Raw genomic sequence first — 12,499 nt, 5'->3', positions numbered from 1 at the left:
AAGGCGTTCTGCAGCCTCGCTCGTCTTGCCAGAACGAAGCGCCTCATCACTCCACCCCGGACTTCGTCCGCCCCTCCCCCTCTAGGAGGAAGGTAGCCCCTATTTCGCGCCCAGCGTGTTCTTGTAGAACTTCAGCTGGTCCTCCGTGCCGATCTGGTCGTTGAGGTCCTTCCAGCCATCTGCGACTGCCTTGATGGTGGCCTCCTCGTCGATCTCGCCGGCCAGAAAGCGGGCGATCGCCTCGTCCAGCACGACCTGCTGATATTTCTGGTTCTGCGGGATGCGCAGGTCCAGGATCATGTTCGGGCTGTTGAGGCTATCCTTGATGGCGCCGAGATAGGAAGCCGCCGCCTTCTCGCTCATGCCGGCTTTTTTCCAGCCTTCATTGTAGCTGAGCTGCGATGTGCGATAGGCATTGAAGCCGGTCTTGCCGATGGTGACATCGACATTCGACTGGGCCGGCGCGGTCATATAGGAGAAGAAGGCGTAGGCCGCGTCCTTGACCTTGTCCTGCGCCTTGGCATTGATGCCGCCGCTCCAGCCGCCGAATGCGGCATAGGGCGCATGGTTAACGCCGTCGATCGCATTCGGGCAGGTTTCCTTGGAGCAGGCTTCCAACTTGCCGCTGTCCCAGTTCAGCACCTGCTTGGAGCCCGGCATGATGGTGGCGCCGGTCTTGTCGATCACCTTCGAAGTCGCGGGATCAATGGCGAGCACGCCGACATCGCCCCAGTCGAGATTGAGGGCGCATTTGCCGGAGGTGAACAGCGGGCGGGTGTCCGACACGTCCATGTTCAGTTCGTCCGGCGGGCCGTACTTGCCGGATTCCTTGAGGAAGGCCAGCGCCTTGCGGAAGGCCTCGTTATCGACGAGGGGCGTCATGTCCTTGGTGTTGAAGAAGGTGCCCTGCGACGTGCCCTTCGACTGCGTCATCGAGCCGACCACGTCCGTGACGAACCAATAGCTCTGGGCGTTGCGCTTCTTGGCGATGCAGGAGCCATAGACCTTCTGGCCGTCGACCTCCATGCCGTTCAGCTTCTTGGCCGCTTCCAGATATTCGTCCCAGGTCGTCGGCGGCTTCAGCCCGGCCTTCTCGAAGATATCGGTGCGGTAATAGAGCATATGGAAGTCGCCATCGAGCGGGACCAGATAGGTCTTGCCGCCATAGCTCGATGAGAAGTCGCGGAAGAAAGGGGCGATATCGTCCCAGGCCATCGCCTTGTCCTTGGCGACCCGGTTGCCGATGTCCTCGAGATAGCCGCCTGCGACGTAGTCCACCATCCATTGCGGCGCGAACACGGCCGCATCCACGGAATTGGTGCCGCTCGCCCAATCGGTCAGCACCTTCTGGTAGAGATCGGAAAAGGGCACCGCAATCACGTTGATCTTGGCACCCGTCAGCTTTTCGAACTCCGGGGCGCGCCGCTGCAGCGGCTCCTGGATCGCGCCCGTCTGCGTCATGATGTTGACGGTGACACCGTCGAACTCGCCCGCCATGGCCGGCACCGTCGCTCCCGCGAGCGCGGCGGCCATCAGCGCGGCACCAACAACTCCGCTTCTCGAAGCCATTCGTCCCTCCCAAATGTCGTTTTTGTGTTTTTATGCCGATGTCCGTCGCTGCATTCACGCCAGCACATCTATGCAGCCGGACACCGCGGGCGATTATGACACCGGCGCTGAGAAAACGTCAAATGTCGGATCAATGACAGGAAGATCGCTTTTACTCCAGAATCAGCTATACGATCGACGAGGAGTTCTTGGACGCTATACCGTTGATGAAAACATTGTTTGCCTGCCCGCCAAGTTTGCCTTTCTGCCTCCTTGCGGCAACGGACAGTACAGTTTATCGTTCAATATTCTCGTGCCATTTCCTCTACTGTAATATCCCGAATTATTTGCCGGCTCCTGCAAGGGCCTGAAGACCAACGATGACATGTCTCCCCGGTTCGTGATGAAAGACTGGCCATGTGAGGAAGCGGCATCGTGTTTGCGCCCTTGATGAAAGGCCATAAGGGGCTGGCGCGTGTCGGGGCGTCGCAATGGAGCGTTTGCGAGGCCGATCCTCACTTCGTCTTCAAGCTCGGCCCCTGGCCGGCCAGATATATCGCCATCGAGGTCATTTCGAGCGGTCCGGAGCTCGAGCCGCATCTTTATATCGATACCGGTCATGGCTTTCGGCCGGAACAAGTGTTGCCGCTGCCGCCGGCACGCCATGGCGTCTATGCCTTCGGGACAGGCAGGATCAGGGGTTTCCGACGCGTGCGTTTCGATCCCTGCGAGGACTATCCAGGCCCCGAAGCGGAACCGGACAGCTTCACCCTGAACATCCGCGCGGCCCGCTCCCTGGCATCCCTCCGCCGGCAACTCGGCGCTGCGGCAGACCACCTGCACCTGCTCGAACTCGATGAATTGGCCAAGGCACCGCCGCCGCCGCGGCAGCTCCCGCCGGAGGAGCATTTCCAGGCCGTCCTGAACCTGGCGGAAGCGGGTCTCGCCGACATGGCACCACATGACGAAGGGCAGCCGGCACCGCTGCTTTCCTTCGTAGTTCCTTTACGTGATACCCCGCCGGCCTTTCTCGACGCCCTGCTGAATTCGCTGCGCAGCCAGCGCGCCGGCAACTGGGAGCTGGTCCTGTGCGACGATGCGTCCAGCAACAGGGCCACCCTTGCCCGGCTCGAGCGCATGGAGGGGCAGCCTAGGATCCAAGTCCTGCGCACGCCGCACAATCTGGGTATCGCCGGCGCAACCAATCTCGGCCTCGCGGCAGCGCGCGGCGACTGGGTCGGCCTCATCGACCACGACGATGCCCTCGCACCGCTGGCCCTCGACTATCTCAACGACACCATCCGGCGCCACCCCGAGGCACAGTTCATCTACACCGATGAAACCATCACCGACGCCAGGCTGAAGCCGATCGGATATTTCTTCAAGCCGGCCTATGACCCCGTGCTGCTATCCGGGGTCAATTACGTCAATCATCTCTCGCTCTATCGCCGTCAGCGCCTGCAGGCGCTGGGCGGGCTGAGCGCCGGCTTCGACGGCTCCCAGGACTATGAGCTCCTGCTGCGCTATCTCTCGGAGCTCCCCCGGCATGCCATCATCCATCTGCCTTACCCCGCCTATCTGTGGCGGCGGCACCGGGCCTCCTATTCCGCCACCTTCACGGCAACGGCCGTCGGCCATGCCCGCCGGGCCCTGGCCGCGCATTATGCCAGCAACGGTGTCGCAGCGCCCGTCGGCCCGGCGCTGGTACCCGACCTTCATCGTGTCGAGTTTTCGCCCGATCGCCGCCAGTGGCCGTGCGTGAGCATCGTCATTCCCAATCGCGACAGTCCCGCCCTGATCGCCCGCCTGCTGACCGACCTCTATGAGCGCACCGATTATGCCGATTTTGAGGTCATCGTCGTCGACAATGGCAGCACGGACGCACGCACGCTGTCGCTCTACGAGACGATGCGCGGGCAACACCGGAACTTTCGGACGGTGATTACGCCCGAACCCTTCAACTTCTCGCGCCAGGTCAACCGGGGCATGCGGGAGGCGAACGGACAGGCAATCCTTCTGCTCAACAACGACATCGAGGTCATCGCCGCCGACTGGCTCAAGGAAATGGTGAGCTGCCTCGACTATCCGGAAACCGGCATCGTCGGTGCCCGCCTGCTCTATCCCTCCGGCCGGCTGCAGCATGCGGGCGTCATCGTGGGGCTCGGCGGCCTGGCCGGCCATTGGTACGCCAACGCGGCGCAGGACTCGTCGGGACCGATGAACCGCCTCAAGGTGCGCCAGACTCTGAGTGCCGTCACGGGCGCCTGCATGCTGATCTCGCGCCAGTGTTATGCACAGGTCGGGGAGTTCGACGAGACGGCTTTCGCCATCGCCTATAACGACATCGATTACTGCCTGCGCGCGGCGGCCGTCGGCCAGCGTACGGTATGGACGCCCTTCGCCACCCTCACCCATCATGAATCCGCCACGCGGGGCAGCGACGAGACAAAGGCGAACAAGGAACGCTTTCAGCGCGAGAGGGAGGCCCTGCGCCAAAAATACCACACGGATACTTTCGAGGACCCGGCCTACAGCCCCTGGTATTCCAGGCACCTGGCCGCCCCCCGCGAGATCCTGCCGCCGATCCTGCCATTGTCGCGGTCCTGGGCGACACCCCCGCCCGTTTCCGGCGAAGCCGACACTTCGCCTCCTTCTCGAGGCCGACCAGGCATGATTGTCACCGGGCACCATTCCCGCAAGGCACGGCCACCGGCATGAAGCTCACCCCGCTCGTCGATGTCGTTCTGCTGGACGGCCGGACCGTGTCGCAAAGCTGCCTGCCCTGGCTCAGGATCGAGGCGCCGGCGCGGCAATGGGCCGGACGCTGGGTCCGTCTCGTCTTCGAGGCCAGCCTGCTCGATCCGCTGACCCGGCCGGTCCTGCGTATCATCCGTCCAGGCGGTGACGAGGATGTGATATTGCCAGCGCCATCCTTCGGCCGTGGAAGCTGGATCGGTTTTCTGCCGTCGGACGCGACGGAGTTGCATCTGTCGCCGGCCGATTGGATCGGCCCGTTCGGATTCCGGGTGGTGAGCCTCGGCCGCGTCGGTCCGCTCCGGCGACTGGGGAGAGGCGCACGGCGCCATCCCAAGGCGGTCATGAGCGCTCTGTGGGCCGGCATGCGCGGCGATCGGCAGGTGAAACAGGCGCGGCTGAAGCGCGCCCTGGGGGCAACGCCCCTCGCCATGTACGAGGCTTGGCGCCTCGAGCGCAGCCGCACCATCGAATGGACGGGCCTCGACATGCCATCGCAGGCTGCCGCCGACACAGGTTTCCACCTGGTCATCATCGGGGATCCCTCAAAACACGCGGCGGCGTGGCACGGCTTCCTCGCCTCCCAACCCCTCAAGCGCATCACCCTGTCATGGGCATCCCCTCGAACCCCGCTCGCTCCCCTCCTCGATGCGGGAAGGGATGACGATCTGGTGATCGGTTTGCGTGTGGACGACCGGCTGAACGATTTTGCCCTGGCGGCCGTCGCCCAGCGCTCCATCGAGGACCCCGCGGCCCTCTACTATGGCGACGAGGAATGCAACGGCTCGCCTCGCTTCAAGCCGGACTGGAGTCCCGTCCTCGCCCGCCATGCCGCGTTGGTGGGGCAGGCCTGGTTCGCCCGGAACGATTGGCTGCGCCAGGTGATGCCTTCCAGCGCCACCGTCGAGGACCTGGTGTCACGTCCGCCCATCGACGCTCTCGTCCGCGCCGTGCATATCCGCCGCATACTGCTCGCCACCTCGCATGCAAGCCCGGCCATTCCTCTTACCCCGCTCAGCCCGGCCGTCATGACCGCCAGTGGACGGCCGCCGATGTCGACGGTCATCATTCCGACCCGGGACCGCGTAGACCTGCTGTCGGCCTGCGTCGGAAGCCTGCTCGAACGCAGCCCGCAGGACCATTTCGAGGTCGTCATCATCGACAATGGCAGCAAGGAGCCGAGCACCCTCGCCTATCTGGATACCGTGACGAGAGACTCTCGCTTTTCCGTCCTGCGCAGCCCCGGGTCCTTCAACTTCGCGGCAATCTGCAACGAGGCAGCCGGGCGAGCCCGCGGCGATACCCTGGTCTTCCTGAACAATGACACCGAGATCCTGTCCGACGGCTGGCTGTCCCGCCTGACGGGCTGGGCCCGACAGCCGGACATCGGGGCGGTCGGAGCGAAACTTCTCTACAAGGACGATACGCTGCAACATGGCGGCGTCGTGCTCGGCATGGGCGGGCGGGCCGCCCATTTCGAGCGGCGCCTGCCGCGCTCCGACACCGGCTTTTTCGGACGCCTTTCCACGCCGCATGAATTGTCGGCGGTGACGGCCGCCTGCCTGGCGGTTTCGAGCGAGAAGTTCCGCCGCATTGGCGGCTTCGATCAGCACAATCTTCCGATCGACCTGAACGACATCGATCTATGCCTGCGGCTGAACGAATGCGGCTGGCGAACCTTGCTGGATCCGTGCGTGGTCCTGCACCACCACGAATCTGCCTCCCGCAGCAGCAAGGCACCGTCCGAGGTCCTCTACGGAAAAGAGATAGGATATTTTCGCTCCAAATGGCTTCACCTGCTCAGGAACGACCCCTACTTCCATCCCGCGCTCTCGCTGGAATGGTATAGGGCGGCGCTCGGATGAATGCAGTTTTCGACTATTTGTCCAAAATAGATCATTTGGACATGAAACAGGGCTATATATTGCAGCGCAGCGATTTAGAGGCCTCATTCATGCCGAACTGCGCTATGAAGAGATAGAGGCTGGGCCATCACAGTGGTATATCGAGAAACGCTTCCGACTGGAAAAGTAAATGCTATCGAAATGGCTTGGTAAGCTGCGGCGCCCATCAGTCCCCGCACCCCTATCCGCGCAGAAATCGCCAAGAATATTTGACCGCTATGTAATTTCGATGCCCACTCACCAAAACGCCGTCGACGTCATCCAAGGTTGGACCAGTGCCTTTCCGCCGGAATTCGGAATTAAGGCAGGGGCTCTGGCGACCTATCTGGATCCGCGGATCGCCTGGATGATGAACCAGTATGGCCCGCTCGAGGGCAAGGTCGTGCTGGAGCTGGGGCCACTGGAGGGCGGCCACACCGTCATGCTCGAACGGGCCGGCGCCATCGTCGATGCCATCGAAGCCAATCAATCGGCCTTCCTGCGCTGTCTGATCACCAAGGAGATCTTCGGCCTGTCGCGCTCTCGCATCTGGCTCGGCGATTTCGTCAGATGGCTGGAAGGTACCGAGAAAACCTACGATCTGATCGTCGCTTCCGGCGTGCTCTATCATGCCAACGATCCCCTGCATTTGATCGATTTGATCGCAAAACGAACCGACGCGGTCTATTTCTGGACTCATTTCATGGATGATGAGTTCATGCCGCCCTCGGATCCGAGACGGGCGGTCTTTGCAGACAAGCCACAGATCCAGGATTTTCATGGTGTCGCCGTGCGAACCTATCTGCGGACCTATCGCGGTGCCGCCAACCATGCCGAGTTCTGCGGCGGTCCCATGGATCAGCATCGCTGGCTCCACCGCGACGACATGTTGGCCGCCCTGCGAGCGGTGGGCTTCAGCCACATCACATTGGAAGACGAGGATCCCGACCATCGCTACGGGCCGGCAATGTCGATCTATGCGCGAAAATAGAACGATCGATCCCGAATTGGTCGAGCAAGCCGGCGCCCGCGGCAAGTTCGATTGGACAAGAATAGCGGTGCGGATGAGCGCGATCTGGATATGAAAACGGATCTGAAGCAGCAAAAGGACGGCGAAGCCAAGGAACTCCTGCCGCCTCCCGGCACGAAGGACAGGCCCAGGCGGACGGGGCTTGCCTTGCGTCAATTCGCCAATGCCACCAAGGTGTTGCGGGGGCGGAGTACGGAGGTCACCGTCATTGACGAGGCCCCCTCGCCGGAGGCCGTTCCCGACCTCGGTTCGCGCGGATCAAGACCTTATCTGTGGAGCTTCGTCCTGCTGGTGCTCATTCCCAGCATCGCTGCCTTCGTCTATTTCTTCGCCATCGCCTCGGACCAGTTCCAGTCCGAAGCCCGTTTCACCGTGCGGGCCATGGAACCGGAAACCTCGGAAAAGGGCGGCGAGGCCGAAACCGCGGCCACCCCGACAAGCGGCTCGATGATACCGGTGGCGACGGCTCAGAACGCCCATATCGTTGCCAATTACATCCGCAGCCGCGCCATCATCGATGATATCGGCACGCAGTTGAACATCCGGGAGATCTTCCAGCGTCCGGAGGTGGATCGCATCGCCCGCTTGCCCGAGAACGCCTCGATCGACGAACTCACCGATTATTGGCAGCGCAAGGTGGATGCCTATGTCGACCCGGTCTCCAACATCGTCACTGTGGATGTCACCGCCTTTCGCGCCGAGGATGCCCTGCGGCTCAACCAGGCCGTGCTGGCCGAAAGCGAGAAACTGATCAATCGCATGTCGGAGCGGGCTCGGCGAGACGCAACCAAGGCCGCCGAAGCGGAAACGAGTCAAGTCTTCAAGCAGTTGCAGGACAGCCTCAAGGCGCTCCAGGACTTCCGCAACAAGGACGCGCTGATCGATCCGAGCCAGTCGGGCACCCAGATCGCCACTTTGCTGATGCCCCTGATGACGGAACGGCTGAAGCTGAAGAACGACGAGGCTGTAATGGCGGCCGAACTTCAGTCCGATGCTCCCAGTCTGCGCGTCTTGCGCAATCGCCTCGCTTCCCTGGACGAGCAGATCGCCGCGCTGCGCGGACAATTGACGGGTAGCGACTCCCAGACTTTGGCCACCTCGCTCGCCAAATACGAAGAACTCGACGTGGATCGGCTGCTCAACGAGCGCAAATATGCCCGGGCACAGGCGGCACTGGATCGCGCCGAGATCAGGGCGCAGCGCCAATCCGTCTATCTGAGCATGTTCGTGCCGCCGAGCCTGCCGGAATTCGCCAAATATCCCTACCGCCTCGTTTATCCCTTGATGTTCTTCCTGTCCCTGCTGATCATCTGGGCGATCGGCGCCCTCACTTATGCGTCCGTGGAAGATCATCGGCTGTGAGCAATGACCGGCATCGGCCTTCGGGGGCTGGAGCAAAGTGCGATTTCCTTGAATCGAAACTTTTCGCCAATCCGTCGTTTCTACGTCTTTTCCTGGCGGAGAGGCCTGCCGATCTTTCCGAGAAACACGCTGCGGCTCGAAATCGACCGGCCCCGCAGCGGAGCCGGCATCCCGGCTCGGCCCTGCAGCTGGGAGGCCATGTCGGGTGAAACGGCTCAGGTCCCTCCTGAAATCGTTGCGGGGCCGCCCGGTGATCGCGCCGGATTTCGATCCTGTCTTCTACGCTGCCCATCATCCCGATCTGCAGGATCTGCCCAGCGCCGAGCATTTATGGGCTCACTATGTCGAGCACGGCCGGCGCGAAGGGCGTCCACGCAATCTCGACGAAGCGATTGCGGAATGGGAGCGGCGCTTCGGTCCGCTCCCGCCCTCCTTCGACGTCACGGCCTATCGCCTTCTCAACGAGGACCTCGCCCGCGCCTACACGCATGACCACCAATTCATCCGCCATTTTCTCGAACATGGCAGGCAGGAGGGACGGCCTTATGCCGTTGATAGTTCCATCGGCGGTTCGAACAATGTTCCCGCCGGTGCCTGGCCGGCGCTGTTCCGCACCCCCGAATTCACCGCCATGGCCCGGGATTGGCTGCCTGCGACCGCCCTTTCGCGTAGCGAGGCGCTGCGCCTCTTCGTGGAGCAGGGCATCGAGCGCCTGGCCCCGATCAGCTTCAGGCATGGCTTTGACCCACAGTTCTATCGCCAAACATATGAGCTGACCGACGCAGCCAATGCTGTCGATCTTTACCGGAACTGGCTCATCGAGGGTGTTTCGGCCGGCCGTGCGCCCAATGAAACCGTCTTTCTGCAGCCTTATCTCGGCGAGAGCTGCTATCCCGCCGATTTCGCATGGCAGGCCTATCGGGCGGGGCTGTCGTCGGCAGAAAAAAGCGGAATCGTCAATCGCGCCAAGGCCCTGGCACATTTGTTCGAGCGTGGCTTCGAGGCAGAAGGGGCAGTCGGCGATGCCGCCAGCTTCGATCTCCTGGCGGCGATCGGCGACTTCCAGTTGCGACGTGGCCGTCTCGGATTGGCGGCCCGCGCCTATGACCAGGCCGAGAGGCATGCTGCGGCCAGGTTCGACGGCCCGCTGCTTTATCGGCGCGGCAAAGCCCGGCAGGCTCGATCTGCGGACGAAGCTCTGTGGGATTTCCGCCTGGCAATCGCGCGAGATGACCACCCTTGGGAGGCCGTGGAGGCAGCCGTTTCGCTGTTGATCGGCAAGAGAGCATTCGGGGAAGCCCTGCAGATCCTGCGCGAACAACAGGAGCGCTGGAACGGGCGCGCCGACTTCCTCGCCTGCGTCCATCGCACCCTCCAGGCCTGGTTCGATCATGCCAAGCTCAGCGCGCTCGAACTCTACGGCGTGGGAGGGCGCGAGGAAGCCAATGGCGTCATCGAGGCCGCCCTGGGTGGAATTCACGCGGCGCTCGCCACCCTCGACCGCCTGCCGCCGGCGCTGCCGCTCCCGGCCGAAGGCCCCGTCGTCATCCTGGCCAACCAGGAACTGCGTCAATGCCGGCACTACCGGGTGGAGCAGAAACTGCGCCTGTTCGAGCAGGCCGGCTTGCAGGCAGAGGCCTTCGACGAGACACAGGCCGATGCGTTCATCGCCGCTCTTGCCGGCGCGAGGGCCGCGCTCTTTTATCGGGTGACCGCCACGCCTGCCGTGCTGCGGGCCATTCTCCATGCTCGCGCCCTGGGCTTGCCGACCTATTACGAGATCGATGATCTCCTGTTCGACGACCGCTTTTTCCCGCCGGACCTCGCCACCTATGAGGGGCAGATCACGCCGCAGGAGCATCTCCATCTCCAGCTCGGCGTCCCGCTCTATCGCTTTGCCATGGCCCAATGCGACACGGCGATCGCGTCGACATCGGCACTCGCCCGGCACATGCAGCCACTGGTTCGCCTGGGCAGGGCCCTGGTACTGCCCAACGGGCTCGATGCGCGCAACGATGCCTTCCTCGCGCGCGGACCCGAATTGAGGCCGGCCGACGCGCCGGTGACGCTGTTCTACGGATCGGGCACCAAGGCGCATAATCTCGATTTCACCCGGGAGCTTGCTCCTGTCCTCCTCGATCTCATGCGCGAATATCCGCGTCTGCGCCTGGTCGTCGCCGGTCATCTGAGGCTCGTGCCGGAATTCGCCGCCCATGCCGGCCGGATCACCCAGATCGGTTTCATCGAGGATATCGGCGAATATTGGAGCGTATTGCAGGCCTGCGACATCAATCTCGCCGTGCTCTCGCCCGGCGAGAGCGCCGACTGCAAGAGCGAAATCAAATGGCTGGAGGCCGCAGCCTGTGCCATTCCGTCGGTGGTCAGCGCCACCGCCACCTACCGCGAGACGGTGGCGCACGGCATGGATGGCTTTCTGGCCAAAAGCGGGCGAGAATGGCGCGATTGCCTGAAGGCGCTGATCGAGGCCCCCCAGCTGCGGCTGGACATGGGACTCCGCGCCCGCGAGAAGGCCCTGCGGCTCTATACCCTCGACAGGGGCGCCGAAACTCTGGCAAGGGCCTTCGCCCCCATGCAACGGAAGGCCATCCCGAAGGCGTCTCCGGCTCGAGTCAAGGTCCTGATCTGCAACGTTTTCTTTGCACCGCAAAGCTATGGCGGCGCCACGCGGGTGGTACAGGACAATGTCGATCACCTCATCGATGATTGCCCGGATATCGAAGTCAGCATCTTCGCCAGCGACGAGGGACGCCAGCCTTACGAGACGCTGAGCTGCGAGGGCTACAGAGGCCGTCCGGTCTTCAGGATTTCCGTCCCGCCGGACCGCCTGCGCGACTGGCGGCCTTTCAACCCCAGCCATGCCACGCAATTCCGCAGAGTGCTCGATCTCGTCCAGCCAGACATCGTGCATTTTCACTGCATCCAGCGCCTGAGCGCCTCCATCGTCGAAGCGACGGAACAAGCCGGAATTCCCTATCTCGTCACCCTCCATGACGGCTGGTGGATCAGCGACTCCCAGTTCTTCATCGATCGTGACGGCCTTTTACGGCTGCCGGATCGAGACCCGTTCGAGATCTGTCCGGTCGAGGGAGTGAGCCTGTCTCAATCGGTCGCACGCCGCCAGGCCCTGGCTGCGCTGCTGGACAAGGCTGCAGCGGTTCTCGCCGTGTCGCAGCCCTTCGCCACCCTGCATCATCATGCCGGCATCGCCGCGGTGGGCGTGATCGAGAATGGCGCGCCCGCCCTCCAATTCCATCCACGCCGCCCCAGACCGGACGGCCGCCTCGCTCTCGGACATCTGGGTGGCCGCTCGATCCAGAAAGGCGCCACGCTTGTCGAGGCCGCCTTGCGCAAGGGCGGTTTCGAGCGGCTGGCGCTGACCATGATCGACCATGCTCTCGCGCCGGCTGAACGTCTGTCCACTTGCTGGGGCGCCACGCCGGTTCTCCTGCGCGGTCCCTGCTCTCCGTCCGAGGTGGCGGCGCTCTATGCCGGCCTGGACACGGTGCTGGCGCCTTCGGTCTGGCCGGAGAGTTTCGGCCTGGTGGCCCGGGAAGCGGCCTCGCTGGGCCTGCGCGTGGTGGCCTCCGACAGGGGAGCGATCGGAGAGTGCATACGGCTGCCCGAGGAAGGCGTGGTCATCGATGTCTCCAGCGATGCGGGGCTCGCCGATATCCTGGGTGCGATGAACGCCAATCCCGAAGCATGGCGGGCCGGGCCCCCTCCACCGCCAGGCATCTTGCGAAGGGCGGCCGACCAAGGCCGCGAACTGGCGGATCTTTATCGCACCATTGCGCGCAGCGCCGAACGCAGCGCGTCGACCCATCTCAAGCCAGGTGGCGGCGAATGACGCCCACGAGGCCGATGGAGATGAACCAGGCCAGGATCGAGCCGAGCAGGACCA

At 63.2% G+C, this 12,499-nt stretch carries 6 protein-coding genes; 5 read left to right on the top strand and 1 reads right to left on the bottom strand.

Annotated features, from left to right (window positions below; genetic code table 11):
• Positions 1-99: 99 nt before the first annotated feature.
• On the bottom strand, positions 100-1,569 hold the full coding sequence (locus J8I29_RS18685; RefSeq protein ID WP_105865674.1) for an extracellular solute-binding protein: 1,470 nt from the start codon (positions 1,567-1,569) through the stop codon (positions 100-102).
• A gap of 414 nt (positions 1,570-1,983) precedes the next feature.
• On the opposite strand from J8I29_RS18685, the gene J8I29_RS18680 reads away from it, so the two are divergent.
• The 5 genes from J8I29_RS18680 (at position 1,984) to J8I29_RS30445 (ending at position 12,445) form a co-directional block, all read left to right on the top strand.
• Complete coding sequence (locus tag J8I29_RS18680; RefSeq protein WP_348536076.1) at positions 1,984-4,266, top strand: glycosyltransferase family 2 protein; 2,283 nt, start codon at positions 1,984-1,986, stop codon at positions 4,264-4,266.
• Positions 4,263-6,167, top strand: a complete 1,905-nt coding sequence (locus tag J8I29_RS18675) for a glycosyltransferase (RefSeq protein ID WP_105865672.1) — start codon at positions 4,263-4,265, stop codon at positions 6,165-6,167. Before J8I29_RS18680 ends, J8I29_RS18675 begins: the two co-directional genes overlap by 4 nt.
• 268 nt (positions 6,168-6,435) lie before the next feature.
• Complete coding sequence (locus tag J8I29_RS18670; protein WP_245197137.1) at positions 6,436-7,176, top strand: class I SAM-dependent methyltransferase; 741 nt, start codon at positions 6,436-6,438, stop codon at positions 7,174-7,176.
• 90 nt (positions 7,177-7,266) lie between these two features.
• A complete protein-coding gene (locus J8I29_RS18665) occupies positions 7,267-8,577 on the top strand; it encodes a capsule biosynthesis protein (RefSeq protein WP_209432823.1) in 1,311 nt (436 codons plus the stop codon).
• Positions 8,578-8,782: 205 nt separating this feature from the next.
• Positions 8,783-12,445 carry a glycosyltransferase gene (locus J8I29_RS30445; RefSeq protein ID WP_209432822.1) on the top strand — a complete coding sequence of 1,221 codons (3,663 nt, stop codon included), beginning with the start codon at positions 8,783-8,785 and terminating at the stop codon, positions 12,443-12,445.
• Positions 12,446-12,499 lie beyond the last annotated feature (54 nt).

The sequence above is a fragment of the Labrys sp. LIt4 genome, assembly GCF_017813775.1.
GTDB classification, from domain to species: domain Bacteria; phylum Pseudomonadota; class Alphaproteobacteria; order Rhizobiales; family Labraceae; genus Labrys; species Labrys okinawensis_A.
The sequence above is the reverse complement of the archived record's forward strand: the minus strand, read 5'-3'. Positions and strand labels throughout refer to the sequence as shown.

Coding starts and splice junctions, on each gene's coding strand:
- J8I29_RS18675 (WP_105865672.1), top strand. CDS start 4,263: ATGAAGCTCACCCCGCTCGTCGATGTCGTTCTGCTGGACGGCCGGACC.
- J8I29_RS18665 (WP_209432823.1), top strand. CDS start 7,267: ATGAAAACGGATCTGAAGCAGCAAAAGGACGGCGAAGCCAAGGAACTC.
- J8I29_RS18685 (WP_105865674.1), bottom strand. CDS start 1,569: ATGGCTTCGAGAAGCGGAGTTGTTGGTGCCGCGCTGATGGCCGCCGCG.
- J8I29_RS18670 (WP_245197137.1), top strand. CDS start 6,436: ATGCCCACTCACCAAAACGCCGTCGACGTCATCCAAGGTTGGACCAGT.